14 protein-coding genes are annotated in these 13,540 nt (G+C 68.3%); 4 read left to right on the top strand and 10 right to left on the bottom strand.

Features of this window, described 5'->3' with window-relative positions:
* Nucleotides 1-125: 125 nt before the first annotated feature.
* From EV643_RS11615 to EV643_RS11635, 5 genes are all read right to left on the bottom strand, one after another.
* Nucleotides 126-599 (bottom strand): hypothetical protein, encoded by a 474-nt coding sequence (locus EV643_RS11615; protein WP_133800008.1) that lies wholly within the window; start codon nucleotides 597-599, stop codon nucleotides 126-128.
* Nucleotides 589-1,014 carry an Rv3654c family TadE-like protein gene (locus EV643_RS11620; RefSeq protein WP_133800009.1) on the bottom strand — a complete coding sequence of 142 codons (426 nt, stop codon included), beginning with the start codon at nucleotides 1,012-1,014 and terminating at the stop codon, nucleotides 589-591. The genes EV643_RS11615 and EV643_RS11620 overlap by 11 nt, the downstream gene beginning before the upstream one ends.
* Complete coding sequence (locus EV643_RS11625; protein ID WP_305000395.1) at nucleotides 1,011-1,484, bottom strand: TadE family type IV pilus minor pilin; 474 nt, start codon at nucleotides 1,482-1,484, stop codon at nucleotides 1,011-1,013. The genes EV643_RS11620 and EV643_RS11625 overlap by 4 nt, the downstream gene beginning before the upstream one ends.
* Before the next feature lie 72 nt (nucleotides 1,485-1,556).
* The gene (locus EV643_RS11630; protein ID WP_133800011.1) at nucleotides 1,557-1,763 is read right to left on the bottom strand and encodes a DUF4244 domain-containing protein; all 207 of its coding nucleotides are present in this window, start codon (nucleotides 1,761-1,763) and stop codon (nucleotides 1,557-1,559) included.
* A gap of 106 nt (nucleotides 1,764-1,869) precedes the next feature.
* Complete coding sequence (locus EV643_RS11635) at nucleotides 1,870-2,703, bottom strand: aldo/keto reductase (protein ID WP_133800012.1); 834 nt, start codon at nucleotides 2,701-2,703, stop codon at nucleotides 1,870-1,872.
* 126 nt (nucleotides 2,704-2,829) lie between these two features.
* Between EV643_RS11635 and EV643_RS11640 the strand changes: the two genes are divergently transcribed.
* Nucleotides 2,830-3,906: an ArsR/SmtB family transcription factor gene (locus EV643_RS11640; RefSeq protein ID WP_133800013.1), complete on the top strand. Its 1,077-nt coding sequence runs from the start codon at nucleotides 2,830-2,832 to the stop codon at nucleotides 3,904-3,906.
* Here the strand turns inward: EV643_RS11640 and EV643_RS11645 are convergent.
* Genes EV643_RS11645 through ssd form a run of 4 tightly spaced genes read right to left on the bottom strand, consistent with a single transcriptional unit; the run spans nucleotide 3,895 to nucleotide 7,797 of the window.
* The gene (locus EV643_RS11645) at nucleotides 3,895-4,653 is read right to left on the bottom strand and encodes a type II secretion system F family protein (protein WP_238165516.1); all 759 of its coding nucleotides are present in this window, start codon (nucleotides 4,651-4,653) and stop codon (nucleotides 3,895-3,897) included. The two genes, EV643_RS11640 and EV643_RS11645, sit on opposite strands and share 12 nt — an antisense overlap.
* A 48-nt stretch (nucleotides 4,654-4,701) precedes the next feature.
* Nucleotides 4,702-5,526 (bottom strand): type II secretion system F family protein, encoded by an 825-nt coding sequence (locus EV643_RS11650; protein ID WP_133800014.1) that lies wholly within the window; start codon nucleotides 5,524-5,526, stop codon nucleotides 4,702-4,704.
* Between the two features lie 34 nt (nucleotides 5,527-5,560).
* Nucleotides 5,561-6,718 (bottom strand): TadA family conjugal transfer-associated ATPase, encoded by a 1,158-nt coding sequence (locus tag EV643_RS11655; protein ID WP_133800015.1) that lies wholly within the window; start codon nucleotides 6,716-6,718, stop codon nucleotides 5,561-5,563.
* On the bottom strand, nucleotides 6,715-7,797 hold the full coding sequence (ssd, locus tag EV643_RS11660; protein ID WP_133800016.1) for a septum site-determining protein Ssd: 1,083 nt from the start codon (nucleotides 7,795-7,797) through the stop codon (nucleotides 6,715-6,717). Before ssd ends, EV643_RS11655 begins: the two co-directional genes overlap by 4 nt.
* A 229-nt stretch (nucleotides 7,798-8,026) precedes the next feature.
* Between ssd and EV643_RS11665 the strand changes: the two genes are divergently transcribed.
* Complete coding sequence (locus tag EV643_RS11665) at nucleotides 8,027-9,751, top strand: glycosyl hydrolase family 18 protein (RefSeq protein WP_133800017.1); 1,725 nt, start codon at nucleotides 8,027-8,029, stop codon at nucleotides 9,749-9,751.
* Between the two features lie 28 nt (nucleotides 9,752-9,779).
* The gene (locus EV643_RS46670) at nucleotides 9,780-11,327 is read left to right on the top strand and encodes a cellulose binding domain-containing protein (RefSeq protein ID WP_133800018.1); all 1,548 of its coding nucleotides are present in this window, start codon (nucleotides 9,780-9,782) and stop codon (nucleotides 11,325-11,327) included.
* Between the two features lie 47 nt (nucleotides 11,328-11,374).
* Here the strand turns inward: EV643_RS46670 and EV643_RS11675 are convergent, their stop codons facing one another.
* Nucleotides 11,375-12,253: a LysR family transcriptional regulator gene (locus EV643_RS11675; RefSeq protein WP_133800019.1), complete on the bottom strand. Its 879-nt coding sequence runs from the start codon at nucleotides 12,251-12,253 to the stop codon at nucleotides 11,375-11,377.
* 71 nt (nucleotides 12,254-12,324) lie between these two features.
* Between EV643_RS11675 and EV643_RS11680 the strand changes: the two genes are divergently transcribed.
* Nucleotides 12,325-13,536: an MFS transporter gene (locus EV643_RS11680; RefSeq protein WP_166665413.1), complete on the top strand. Its 1,212-nt coding sequence runs from the start codon at nucleotides 12,325-12,327 to the stop codon at nucleotides 13,534-13,536.
* Nucleotides 13,537-13,540 lie beyond the last annotated feature (4 nt).

Below are 13,540 nucleotides of genomic sequence, written 5' to 3' on the forward strand. Positions count from 1 at the left end.
CCCCCTCCCACAATCCGGCGCGAAAGCAACTATCCAGGCAACAGCAGACCAACCACGCGTACCGGTGCTTAGGGTGCGTGGGCTGCTCCGCCGACGCGGATGCTGAACCGTTGACCGGCGTTGGGTTACTGCAGGCGATCAAGGAGCCAGCGGGGTCCTGCGGCGGTGGCGCCGAGGGCTTCTACCCGTGCGCGGAGGGCTCGGTCGGCGGTGACCACGGAGATCGGGCGACCCTGGTGTTCGTCGGCAGCGGCACGGACGACGTCGACGATGGTGTCGTCGCCTGAACCGGATGCCAGGACGATGTCCAGCTCGCCGTACGGCTGGTCAGGCGAGCCGGCGCTTGGCGGCCTGCCGACGGCTGGAGGGCCGGCGGCAGATGGACGGTCGGCGGCGGTCGGAGGGTTGGCGGCGGCTCGGGCGGCTCCTTCGAGGATGACGGTGATATCGGCGTGAGTGTCGGGGTGCTGCTGGTACACGGTCAGGCTGGTCAGGAGGCGGCGAGCCGCGCCGGCCCGGTCGCGCCACCAGCCGTCGGGCCGCGAGCCGATCACGTTCGCCGCGTCGACCACGATCAGGTGGAGGTCGTTATCCGTCATCTGCCCAGTCTGCTCCACCAGGATCCGCCGCGATCTCGGTCACTGGGCCGGCGCGTGAGTTGGTGTGGATGGTGGGCGTCCCTAGGGCACCTAGGCGGAGGTGTACGGCGACCGTGAGGCTGACCACTTCTCCGTTGACGGCACATTGGGTTACCTCGGCGTGGTGGACCGTGGCGATCTCGCGGGCCGTCTTACAGGCGTCTGGGTCGCCGGATTGGATCGCTTGGGCGGCGCTGAGGGCGGCGAGGTCAGCGGCGGTGTTGGCTCTGTGGGAACCGAGTGAGACGACGATCCAGGGGACGGCGAGAAGGCCGGCGCCGAGGAACGCGAGGGCTACCCAGAGCATGAGCAGCGTGCCCGCGCCGCGCTCGTTGCGAACGCGATGACGGTGTCGCTGCCTGAGGTAGTGGGTCATGGGAGTTGGTCCTCACCTGGTTCGCTGCGGATGGTTGCTTTGGCTTCGACGGGGATTGCGGGGAGCTGCTTGAAGAGGGGCCAGTCGGGCGTCTTGCTGGTGGTGACGGTGACGTGGATGTAGTCGCCATCGCGGGTGATCTCGACCAGGGCGCCTGGTGGTGCGGCCCGTTCGCCGATTGATCGGGCGGCCTCGGGGGACTCGCCGCGGGCGACCGCGCGGGCAACATCGCGGGCTGCGTCCACGCTGCGGACGTTCGCCGTCACGACGCCGACGACCCAGAAGCCGAACACGATTGTTGCCATCAGCATCGGTAAGAGGATCGCCACCTCCGCGGTGACGGTGCCCTCCTCGGCGCGGCGGCGTCCTCCTTGACGGGCCCGACCTCCTCCGTGACAGGCGCGACGTTCTCCGCCACGTGCCCAACGGCCTCCGCGACGCGCCCCGTGTGTTTCTTGCTTGCGGTTCATCTCATCGCCTCCGTTCGCGGCGACTGCCCGGCCGCGCGGTGAGGGGCCGCGCGGCCGGAGTCGCTGGGCATGTCAGACCTGGACGCCGTCTACGCCGGCGGCCTGGAGAGCCCAGTTGATGATTGCCTTCAGCACCGAGATCATCGCTTCGGACTTGAGCAGCGCGATCAGGATGCCGCTGAACCCGCAGGCCGCGGCCAGAGTGACCGCATACTCGGCGGTGATGGCGCCGCGCTCGGTGCGCCGGCGACGGGATACGGGGACGAGGACCTTGGACATTTGCCGAACCTCCCGGTCTGCCATCCCGGCCAGTCCGGAACGGCTTACTGACAAGGTGCAGTCGGAAATGCCCTTGTGCAGAAGGAGATTTCGAACCTGGGGACAACTATCGGCCGAGCGAATCCAAGCGGGACAGGTGATCCGCCGTCAGCCGAAGAAGCCCAGCCCGGACGTTCTCGTCGAGATGAGCCGCCGAACTGGTGCCGGGGATCGGAACCACCGCAGGTGAGCGATGCAGCAGCCAGGCCAGCGAAACCTGGGCCGGTGTGGCGTCGAGCTCGGCCGCGATCTTGGTCAGCAGCGATGAGGTCGCGTGGCCACCATTCGCGATGGGAAGCCAAGGAATAAAGGCGATTCCCTCAGCGGTGCAGTAGTCGAGGACCTCGTCGTGCTCGCGATCGGTGAGGTTGTAGCGATTCTGCACACTGACGACCTCAATCTGCCGGCGAGCCTCCTCCAGTTGAGCAACCGTGACCTCGGACAGTCCGAGGTGACGCACCTTGCCCTCTGCTTGCAGCTGGGCCAGTGCACCCAACTGATCGGCCATCGGGACCTTGGGGTCGAGACGATGGAGCTGGAGCAGATCGATCCGGTCGAGGTTCAGTCTGCGCAGACAGAGCTCGGCGGCCTGGCGCAAGTACTCCGGCCGGCCGAGCGGGATCCACTCGCCCGGCGACGGACGGGTGTGACCGATCTTCGTCGCGATCACCAACCCGTCGGCATACGGATGAAGGGCTTCGGCGAGCAGTTCTTCGTTGGCCCCGATGCCGTAGGCGTCGGCGGTGTCGATGAAGTCGACGCCGAGTTCGACCGCTCGGCGGGCTACCCGGATCGCGTCGGCGCGGTCGGCGTACGGGCGATAGCCGGTCAGCCGCATCGCGCCGAAGCCGAGGCGGTGCACGTTCAGTTCGCCGATCTTCAGGGTGGCTTGGAAGTCCATGGTGATCCTCTCCTCGGGGCCGCGCGGCGACGGGAGCCACGCCGCCCATACCCGGCCATCGTCGGAGCCGGACCGATGGTCCGGAATTGATTTAGGCTGAGCTAAATCATCATCGGAGGACGGCAGATGCTGACAATCAGCTTCACGGTCGAGGATCTGGCGCGGACACGGCTGGCGATCTCACCGCTCTGGGAGGTCGTCGCCAGCATCCGGCTGCTGAAGACACCCCGGGCTCACCGGTTTCACTCGGGGTGGGCCGAGAGCACGAAGACACGGCTGGGCCAAGCCGGGGTCGAGCTCGGGTTGCTGTTCGATCTGGTCGATCCGCGGGTTTGGTACGTGGCGGATTTCCTCACTCCGCCGCCGCAGAGTCCGTTGCCGGATCTCATGACAGACCTGGCCGCGCTACGGCGAGTGCCGGGTCACCAGGTTCGCGCCGATCTCGACGTACTGGCCTACGCGCGTCGGAATCCGATCGGGTCGTTGGAAGACGCGACAATTCCGAGACGCCTCCAACGGGCCAGACCCGGGGAACTGCCGTCTGCTGCCATTGTCGACCTGTACGACGATCCGGTGGCGGGCGTGGATCGGCTGGCCGGTGAGTTGACGGCGTACTGGGAGCTGGCGATCGCGCCGTACTGGGGGCGGATCCGGGCGTTGCTGGAGGGGGACGTGTTGTATCGCGGGCGGCGGTTCGCGCAGGCGGGACCGGCTGGGTTGTTCGATGATCTCGCGGAGTCGGTGAGGTGGCGGGCGGGGGCGCTGCATATCCGGCATCGGCGGTTCAAGGGGGTGCGGCAGCTGGCCGGGGAGGGGTTGCTGTTGACGCCGTCCGCGTTTGTGTGGCCGACGGTGTACTCGAGCACGATTCCGCCGTGGCAGCCGACGCTGACCTATCCGGCTCGCGGGATCGGCACGCTGTGGGAGGCAGGCCGGGCCGGCACCGGGGTTGGGGGCGGTGGGGTGGTGGGGGTGTTGGGGCGGTCGCGGGCTGCGATTCTGGGGCGGCTGGATGGGCCGCGGTCGACGACAGAACTGGCGGAGTTGGTGGGGCTTACGGCGGGTGGGGTGTCGCAGCATCTGGGGGTGTTGCGGGCGGGTGGGCTGGTGACTGCGCACCGGGTTGGGCGCGTCGTTCTGTATGCGCGGACGAGTGTGGCGGAGGTGCTGCTGGCTGCGGGCTCGGAGTCGTCAGCGGGATAGGCCCGGGATCGTGGTCTCCAGGGTGTGGGCGATGGTGGGGACGATGCCGAGCAGGATGAACGCCGGGAGGAAGCAGAGGCCCAAGGGGAGAACGGCACGGGTTTCCACTGTGCGGGCTTGGGTTTCCATCGTCCATCGGTGGGCTTGGCGGGTGTCGTCGGCTTGGAGCTCGAGGGTCTTGGCCAGTGGGGCGCCGGAGTCGAGGGCTCGGCGGACGGCACGGGCGAAGGGCGCGCAGGGTGGTTCGTCGAGGAGGGCCGACCAGGCGTCGGTGGGGCCGACGCCGAGGGCCAGGCGGCGTTCTACTTCGGCCAGGAGGTCGGCGAGTGGGCCGTCGAGAGCTCGGCTGACTGTTCCTACTGCTGCTTGGGGTGGGCGGCCGGCTCGTAGGCAGGCAGCGAGGAGGTCGACTGCGAGTGGGAGGTCGGCGGAGATTTGGGCTTTGCGGCGGCGGACTGCGGCGGGTTCGAGTCTGCTGAGCGCGAGGGGGATGAAGTAGTACGCAGCTGCTGCGGCTAGCGCGCCGAGTGGAAGGCCGAATAGGAGCAGACCGCAGATGGCGCAGGCGGTGGCGACCAATCGGTGGTTGCGGGGTACGGCTGCTGACTTGCGGAGGCCGGTGGGTAGCTGCAGACGGGTTGCAGGACTTCGCTTGCGACCGAGACGGCGTGGACCAGGTCTGCCGGGTAAGAGAAGAGCAATCGCGAGCCCGGCGGCGAGTGCGGCAGGTAGCGCGGAAGTAGACAAGGTCGTCTCCAGACAGGTCAGCGGTCGGGGGCCTCGGGGCAGGGTGGGTTAGCGGAGGGTGGCTAGGTGGTTGGTCCAGTGGAGGCCGGTGGTGGCTAGGGCCAGGCCGAGGGTCAGACAGAGGTAGCCGGGTGGGGTGGTGGTGAGGAAGGTGAGAGGGTCGGCGCCTAGGGTGTAGCCGAGAGCGGTGCCGAAGAGGGGCAGGATCGCCAGCAGGCGGGCGGTGGTGCGGGCACCGGCCAGGTTGGTGGTGATTTGGCGGCGGATGGCTTCGTCGGAGCGGAGGGTGGTGGAGAGGCGTTCGGTGGTGGCAGCGAGGGAGGCACCGGACTCTTCGGCTACTTGCCAGGCTGCGGAGAGGGACTTGAGCGACTCGGCGCCTGGGGATTCGGCGGCCAGGTCCAGGACTGCGGGTACGTCGCCGCCCAAGCGTGCCGCGGTGGCGGCAGGGGTCAGGTCGGGGCAGATGGTGGCGGCGCCTTCGAGGGCTTCGGCGGGAGGGCGGCCTGCGGTGAGGTCGGCGGATAGGACGTCGCAGGCTTCGATGATCTGGGTCCTGCGCTGAGTTGCCAGGGCGCGGTGTCGGGCGGCGGATCGCTGGGTGGTGATCACGGCGACGATCGCGCCGACGGCCAGGGCGGAGACGACCAACTGCAGGCCGAGGGACAGGCCGATGGCCAGAGCGATGATGATGGCGGCGGCCACTACCTGGAGGCGGCGCTTGGCGGAGCCGGCGAACGCGGCGGCGCCGCGGGATGGGCGTCGGGTTGGGGTCGAGGCGGCAGCCAGACGGTGTAGTCCTCGGCCTCGGGGCGGTATGAGTGCCAGCACTGCTACGAGAACCATCAGGGCGGCGAGGAAGCGAGCGTTCATGCGGCACTCACCCGGCGCCGAGGACGGTGGGCGTTCATGCGGCGCCTGCCAGGAGTTGGGTGAAGCGGGAGGCGCCGTCGCTCAGTTCTAGATTGCCTCCGGCAATGAAGCGGACGGCGGGGAGGGTCAGCACTTGGCCGTCAGACGAGCGGGTGATCACCCGGATCTCGGCGACGCGGCGTATGCCGTCCCGGCCGCGCGACAGGTGGATCACCGCATGCAAAGCGGACGCGACCTGGCTGTGGACGGCATCTCGCCCTAGCCCGGCCAGTGCGCCCAGAGCTTCCAGGCGAGCCGGTACGTCGGAGGCCGAGTTGGCGTGGACCGTACCGCAGCCGCCCTCGTGACCTGTGTTCAAAGCACCCAGCAAGTCCACGACCTCGGCTCCCCGGACTTCGCCCACCACCAGACGGTCCGGACGCATTCGCAACGCCTGCCGGACCAGCTCGCGAAGGGTGATCTCGCCCGAGCCCTCGACGTTCGCCGACCGGGCCTCCAGGCGGATCACGTGCGGGTGATCAGGTCGCAACTCGCTCGCGTCCTCGACCACGACCAACCGCTCGGACGTGTCGACCATGGAGAGCAGGGAATTCAGCAACGTGGTCTTACCCGAACCAGTACCCCCGCTGATCAGGAACGCCAACCGTGCGTCCAGCAGATCGCGCAGTACCGGAACACCCGCGGCAGGAAGCGTCCCCGCCGCGACCAAGTCCTCCAGCCCGAACACCTTCCGCGACGGCACCCGCAGCGACAGACACGTACCGGGCGCGGCCACAGGCGACAACACCGCATGGAACCGGGTCCCGTCCGGCAAGCGCACATCCACATACGGCGTGGCGTCGTCCAACCGGCGACCGGCGGCAGCCGCCAACCGAGTCGCGAGGCGTCGTACCGCGGGTTCGTCGCCCGTGCGTAAGTGGATCCGCTCGAGCCCGGCACCACGATCGATGTAGACCTCGTTCGGACCGTTGACCAGGATGTCGGTGATCCCGGGCTCGGCCAGCAGCCCGTCGAGTGGACCCGCACCCAGACTCTCCCGGCGCAGTTCCTCGACGACGGCAAGCACCGTGGAATCACCGAAGACCTCGCCGTCGGCCCGCAACGCAGCGGCGACGCGAGCCGGCGTTGGTTCGGACCCCTGCGCGGCCAACGTCCCGCGCACTCGCTCCAGGAGTTCGCCCGGGACGTTCATGCCGCGGCCAATCCGTGGAGACCGAACAAGTCCAGCAACTCTCCAGCCGTCCGCCCGAGTGCTCCCCTCGGCCGTGGATCGAAGCGGCCCTGATCCATCAACGCCGGCAAATCCCGGTCGAACCGCAACCGCGCCGCGAGTGGCAACGACAGGTGCTCCGCCACGTCGACGGCAGACAGACCACCGAGACCTGGCTCGCGAGCAACCACCCGCAGATCGGTCGCCACCTCCCGGAGCGGCCGGACCAGGCGAGCCGCAGCCGCACAGGACCGGACATCGCGAGGCACCACGAGCAACGTGCATCTCGACCGAACGAACGCCTCTTCGGCCGCAGGATCAGCGCGGCGAGGTAGATCCACCACGACGAGATCACTACTTCGCTGGGCCGCGCTGAGCACCGATCGCATCGCCTCCGGCGGCAGGGCCGTCACATCCGAGCGATCCCACGACAGCACGGCAAGCCCATCCACCGTTGGCAATGCAGCCCGCAACGCGGCGGCGCTGACTCGGCCGGCGGCATTGAGCAAGCCAGGCCACCGCGCTCCGTCACCCGTCTCGCTGCCGAGCGCCAGATCGATCCCGCCACCCAGTGGATCGCCGTCGATCAGCATCGTCCGCAGCCCACGTCTGCTCCCGGTCACCGCGACCGCCGCGGCCAACGTGGTCGCACCCGCACCGCCACACCCGCCGACGAAGGCGAGCGTCGTCGCGGCCCGGACCCCGCCGTCCAACGTGTCGGCGAACTTGTCCCCCAGCGCGGCCTCGTCGGCCGGCAGCAGGAGGACATTCTCGGCGCCGATGGACAGCGCCCGTCGATAGATCTCCGCGTCGTCGGCGTCGACCGCTGCCACCACCACACCTGGCCGCCGGACGGGCTGGGTGCGGGCGAACGGTTCGGCCAAGTCCTGGCCGACCACCACCAAGACGGCGGACTGCCAGCAGCGGCGCAGTCCCAGCAGGTCCATCTCCACCTGTGGGGTCACCTCGGCCGCGGCGGTGAGGCGAAGCAGATCGTCGAGCAGCATCTCGTCGGCAGTGGCCAGCAGGACCGGCGACACCGGCGTCAGTGAAGTCTCCATACCTAGAAGGTGCCGCGACAATCCGTTTGCTCAGAAACCATCTGAATCCCTGTGGACAAAGGAATCCCGGCCCGGACGATGGCAAAGCGCCGCCGCGGCTCCCGACACCCTGTCGGGTTTCCGTCAGCAGCGGCAATCCGCCACAGTCAGCCGGAGACCCGCGCGCCCAGAACGGCTACGGTTCCTTTCGAAGCGTCTTTAACTAAATCCGCTCCGGAGGAGCCCGCCCATGAGCCGACTGCGTACCCTCGCCGCCACGGCGGCAGTCGCCGCCACCGCACTGATCGCCGCCGCCGGCATCAACGCGGCGACAGCCGGAACAGCAACCCAAGCCGCCCCCCAAGCAACCAGTGGCGGGGTCAAGACCGCCTACTTCACCCAGTGGGGCATCTACGCGAACGGGTTCTACCCGAAGAACCTGATCACCACCGGCGCCGCCGGGAAGCTCGACTTCCTCAACTACGCGTTCGCCAACGTCCACCCGACCGACCACACCTGCAACATGTCGAACAAGGCCGCGTCGCAGGACGAGAACAACCCGAACGCGGGTGACGGCGCCGGTGACGCGTTCGCCGACTACGGCAAGTCGTACGGCGCCGACATCAGCGTCGACGGCGTCGGCGACGTCTGGAACCAGCCGATCCAGGGCAACTTCAATCAGTTGCGCAAACTCAAGGCGCAGTTCCCGAACCTGAAGATCCTGATCTCGATCGGCGGCTGGACCTACTCCAAGTACTTCTCCGACGCCGCCGCCACCGATGCCAAGCGGAAGGCGTTCGTGAGCTCCTGCGTGAACATGTTCCTCAAGGGCGACCTGCCGGTGATCGACGGCTTCGGCGGCCCGGGCAGCGGCGCCGGCATCTTCGACGGCATCGACATCGACTGGGAGTACCCGGGCTCTCCGAACGGCCACGTCGGCAACCACTACAGCCCGGCGGACAAGCAGAACTTCACCCTGCTGCTGGCCGAACTCCGCGCCCAACTGGATGCCTACGGCAACCAGACCGGCAGGCGCTACTACCTGACCGCCGCCACCCCGGCCGGCCAGGACAAGATCGCCACCATCGAGACCGACAAGATCGGTCAGTACCTGGACTACAACAACGTGATGACGTACGACATGCACGGCGGCTGGGAGGCGACCGGGCCGACCAACTTCCAGGACCCGTTGTACGCCGCCCCGGACGACCCCAGTACGCCGATCCCGCCGGGCACGGCCAAGTACTCGATCGACGGAGCCGTGAAGGCGTGGACCACCGGCGACCTGGCGTACGGGATCCCCGGCGGGTTCCCGGCGAACAAGCTGACCATCGGATACCCCTTCTACTACAGGGGATGGAAGGGTGTCCCCGCGACCGCCAACGGCAAGTACCAGACCGCCACGGCACCCGCGGACGGCAGTGCGCTGAGCGGTAACGTCCCCGGTGTCTCCTTCTACAAGGAGCTCGTCGGGTTCGTCGACAGCCCATCGGCAACGTTCTTCGACGAAACCACGAAGGCGTCCTGGTTCTACCGCAACGGAACCTTCTGGACCGGGGACAACGCCCAATCCATCAAGGCGAAGGCCGACTTCCAGCACTGCAACGGCCTGGCCGGCGCGATGATGTACTCCCTCGAGGCGCTCGACCCCGCCGTCACCCTGTTCAACGCCGTCGTCAACTCGGTCAACGCCGAGACCCCCGGCTGCAGCGGCCCGCCCACCACACCGCCCACGACGCCGCCGACCACGCCGCCCACCACCCCACCGACGACACCGCCCACCACTCCCCCCACGACACCACCGACCACCCCGCCCACCACCCCACCGACGGCGACCCCGTGGGCGCCCAACACGGCGTACGCGACCGGCGCGCTGGTGTCCTACGACGGCCTCACCTACAAGTGCATCCAAGGTCACACCTCGCTGACCGGATGGGAACCGCCGAACGTCCCCGCCCTCTGGGGTCGGGTCTGATCACGTACCGCCCACTGATCGGAGCACCATGAAACGCAAACACATCGCCGCCGTGATCGCGACTGTCACAGCGGTCGTCCTGTCAGTCCTGGTCGCCCCCGCGGCCCAAGCAGCAACAGCAACCGCGTCCTTCACCAAGGTCTCGGACTGGGGCAGCGGCTTCGAGGGCAAGGTGACCGTCACCAACGGCACCAGCAGCCCACTGAGCACGTGGAGTGTGGCCCTGGACTTCCCGTCCGGCTACACGATCTCCAGCTCGTGGGACGCCACCCGGAGCAGCAGCGGCCAGACCCACACGTTCACGCCGCCCGGCTGGGCCGGACCACTCGCGCCGGGCGCCACCTTCACCTTCGGCTTCAACGGCAGCCCCGGCAACTTCCCGGGTCTCGCCGCCTGCCGTCTCAACGGCGGTTCCTGCACAGGCGGCGGACGCGGAACGGTCCCCGGAGCACCTGGAGGACTCACCGGTACTCCGTCCTCGTCATCCGTCAGCCTGTCGTGGAACGCGGCGAGCGGTGCGACGAGCTACAACGTCTACCGCAACGGTACGAAGGTGGGCAGCCCCACCGGTACGTCGTTCACGGACTCCGGGCTGACCGCGAACACGACGTACAGCTACCAGGTGAGTGCGTCCAACAGCGCGGGTGAAGGCGCCAAGAGCGGCAGCATCTCCGTCAAGACCACAACAGGCGGCAACGGTGACGGCACGCGAAGGGCCGCACCGTACCTCTACATGGGCTGGGGCGACCCGCCGAGCCCGTCGACGGTGATGAGCGCGACCGGCATCAAGTGGTTCACGATGGCCTTCATCCTGTCGTCCGGCGGCTGCAACCCGGCCTGGGACGGCAGCCGGCCACTCCAGGGCAGCGCCGACGCCAACGCGATCGCGGCCATCCGCGCGGCAGGTGGCGACATCGTCCCGTCGATCGGCGGCTGGAGCGGTAACAAGCTCGGCCCGAACTGCAGTACGCCGGAGGCCCTGGCCGGGGCCTACCAGCAGGTGATCAACGCCTACAACCTGAAGGCGATCGACATCGACATCGAGAACAGCGACGAGTTCGAGAGCGAAGTGGTCCAGGACCGCATCCTCAACGCACTCAAGATCGTCAAGCAGAACAACCCCGGGATCCAGACGATCCTCACGTTCGGCACCACCACGACGGGTCCGAACTACTGGGGCAACCGGCTGATCGAGCGGTCCGCGGCACTCGGCGCGAACATCGACGTCTTCACGCTGATGCCGTTCGACTTCGGCAGCGGCAACATCTACAACGACACCGTCGGCGCGTCCGAAGGCCTGAAGAACAAGCTGAAGGCGACCTTCGGCTGGACCGACGCCCAGGCGTACGCGCACCAGGGCATCTCCGGCATGAACGGACTGTCCGACCAGCAGGAGCTCACCACTCCGGCGACCTGGCAGAGCATCACCGACTGGGCCAGGGGCAAGGGCCTCGCCCGGCTCGCGTTCTGGTCGGTGAACCGCGACCGTCCATGCCCGGGCGGCGGCGTGGTCTCCAACTGCAGTGGCATCGCCCAGGACAACTGGCAGTTCACCCGCATCACCGCCGGCTTCTGACAACACCGGCAAGTGCGGCGGACGGCACCAAGCCGTCCGCCGCACTGTCACGCCTTGATGTCCTGCACAAAGGCACGGAACCGCTCGGCCGCCGGAGACAGCTCCGCCTGCCGCCGCCAAGCCATCCCGATCTCCCGGCGAGCCCGTACTCCGGCCAGCGGCACCGGCACAGCCCCACTCTCACTCCCCCGTACTGCGCCCTCCGGGAGCACCGCGACCCCGAGTCCGGCGCCGACCAGACTGTCGATCGTCGCCAGGTCAGTCGCCTCGAACGCCAGCCGCGGGGTGAACCCGGCCGCCCGGCACAACTCGTCGGTCACCCGGCGGAACCCGAATCCCGGCTGCAGCCCGATGAACGGCTCCGCAGCGGCCGCCACCAACTCCACTCGTCGCCGCCCCGCCAGCGGATGGCCGGGCGGTACGTGGAGACACAGCCGCTGCCGCTCCAGCGGATGCCACCCGAAGCGATCGGGATCCGGCCGGGGCGCAGTGATGGCAATCTCGGCATCCCCCGACTCGAGATCCCGAACGATGTCGTGCGCCGGTTCCTGCCGCAGCGCGAACCGGACCTGAGGCGCAACCTCGCGGAACGCCTTCAGCAGATCCGGGACCAGCCCGGTCGCGACCGAATGCAGGAACGCCAGCCCGACGGTGCCCGAGTCCGGGTCGAGCAAGGCATCGATCCGGACTTGGGCCGAGTCCACCGCAGCGACGCTGGCCCGAGCAGCCGAAAGCGCCAACCGGCCATACGGGTTGAGCCGGATCCCGCGGTGCTCGCGCTCGAACAGCCGGACTCCAAAGGCGCTCTCGACCCGGCGGAGTGAGCGGGACAGATTCGGCTGGCTGGTCCCCAGCAACGCGGCCGCCTCGGTCAGATGCTCGGTCTCGGCCAGCACGGCGAACCACCGGAGATCTTCGACATTCATACCGTCAGCGTATCGATCTCCGTCGTCGGCGGCATTTTACGTATGTAAAAACATCTGTCACCGTCGAAGGCATGCACACAGCGGTCGCCGTCAAGGCTGGCTATCTCCCTGGTGATCCCGGGTATCGCAGGCTGTCCGTGGCGTTGTTCGCCGCCGGGCTGGCGACCTTCGCCATGCTCTACAGCACCCAGGCGTTACTGCCGGAGCTGGCCGAAGCGTTCTCGGTCTCGGCCAGTCAGAGCGCGTTCAGCGTGTCCTTCGCCACCTTCGGCCTGGGCATCGCGCTGCTCATCGCAGGGCCTGCGTCCGAACTGCTCGGCCGCACCAACCTCATGCGCTGGTCAGTAGCCGCCGCGGCCGCGATCGCCGTGCTCTGTGCCTTCGCACCAACCTGGCAGACCCTGCTGGCCCTGCGAGGCGTGCAGGGCATCGCACTGGCGGGCCTTCCCGCCATCGCGATGGCCTACCTCCGCGAAGAGGTCCACGAGCAGACCCACGCGAGAGCGAGCGGCCTCTACATCGCCGGAACGGCCGTAGGCGGCATGGCTGGTCGCCTGGTGGCCGGCGGCCTGGCCGATGTCGGCGGCTGGCGGGCAGCACTAGCAGGGATCGCGGTGCTAGGCATTCTCTGCGCCGTACTGACGGCCGTCCTCCTGCCGGACTCACGCAACTTCGTCGCAACCAGACCAAGTGCGCGCGGCCTACTGCAGGTCGTCAAGGATCCCGGCCTGCTCGCTCTGTACGGAGTCGCCGCCACCGCCGTGGGCGCGTTCGTCGCGGTCTACAACGCGACCGGTTTCCGCCTGTCAGCAGCGCCGTACGGGCTTGGCCCTGGACTGGTGGGGCTGGTCTTCACTGTCTACCTGCTGGGGTCGGTGGCCTCGGCGACTGCCGGTCGGCTGGCGGATCGGTATGGTCGCCGCACAGTGGTCCCGGTCGGCTGTCTGGTGACCCTGGCCGGAGTGGCAACAACCCTGGCGCATCAGTTGCCCCTGATCGTCCTCGGGCTGGGGATCATGACGGCCGGCTTCTTCGCCGTACACGGTGTGGCCGGTGGTTGGGTAGCAGCCCGAGCCCACGCGACCGGCGGCGGTACAGCCCAGGCCTCCAGCCTCTACCTGTTCGCCTTCTACCTGGGCTCGTCCGTCTTCGGCGGTCTCGGCGGTACTGCGTGGACCCACTTCGCGTGGCCGGGTGTCGTCGCCGAGGCGGGCGTGCTCTTCCTGGTCGCCCTCCTCCTGACACTGCTGCTCAAACGCGTTCCCAGCCGTTTGCGAAACTAGCCAG

It is taken from the genome of Kribbella caucasensis (assembly GCF_004361855.1).
GTDB classification, from domain to species: Bacteria; Actinomycetota; Actinomycetes; order Propionibacteriales; family Kribbellaceae; genus Kribbella; species Kribbella caucasensis.

Bases quoted from the DNA above. Each gene is read 5' to 3' on its own strand.
- EV643_RS11615 (WP_133800008.1), bottom strand. From the start codon at position 599: ATGACGGATAACGACCTCCACCTGATCGTGGTCGACGCGGCGAACGTG.
- EV643_RS11620 (WP_133800009.1), bottom strand. From the start codon at position 1,014: ATGACCCACTACCTCAGGCAGCGACACCGTCATCGCGTTCGCAACGAG.
- EV643_RS11625 (WP_305000395.1), bottom strand. From the start codon at position 1,484: ATGAACCGCAAGCAAGAAACACACGGGGCGCGTCGCGGAGGCCGTTGG.
- EV643_RS11630 (WP_133800011.1), bottom strand. From the start codon at position 1,763: ATGTCCAAGGTCCTCGTCCCCGTATCCCGTCGCCGGCGCACCGAGCGC.
- EV643_RS11635 (WP_133800012.1), bottom strand. From the start codon at position 2,703: ATGGACTTCCAAGCCACCCTGAAGATCGGCGAACTGAACGTGCACCGC.
- EV643_RS11640 (WP_133800013.1), top strand. From the start codon at position 2,830: ATGCTGACAATCAGCTTCACGGTCGAGGATCTGGCGCGGACACGGCTG.
- EV643_RS11650 (WP_133800014.1), bottom strand. From the start codon at position 5,526: ATGAACGCTCGCTTCCTCGCCGCCCTGATGGTTCTCGTAGCAGTGCTG.
- EV643_RS11655 (WP_133800015.1), bottom strand. From the start codon at position 6,718: ATGAACGTCCCGGGCGAACTCCTGGAGCGAGTGCGCGGGACGTTGGCC.
- ssd (WP_133800016.1), bottom strand. From the start codon at position 7,797: ATGGAGACTTCACTGACGCCGGTGTCGCCGGTCCTGCTGGCCACTGCC.
- EV643_RS11665 (WP_133800017.1), top strand. From the start codon at position 8,027: ATGAGCCGACTGCGTACCCTCGCCGCCACGGCGGCAGTCGCCGCCACC.
- EV643_RS46670 (WP_133800018.1), top strand. From the start codon at position 9,780: ATGAAACGCAAACACATCGCCGCCGTGATCGCGACTGTCACAGCGGTC.
- EV643_RS11675 (WP_133800019.1), bottom strand. From the start codon at position 12,253: ATGAATGTCGAAGATCTCCGGTGGTTCGCCGTGCTGGCCGAGACCGAG.
- EV643_RS11680 (WP_166665413.1), top strand. From the start codon at position 12,325: ATGCACACAGCGGTCGCCGTCAAGGCTGGCTATCTCCCTGGTGATCCC.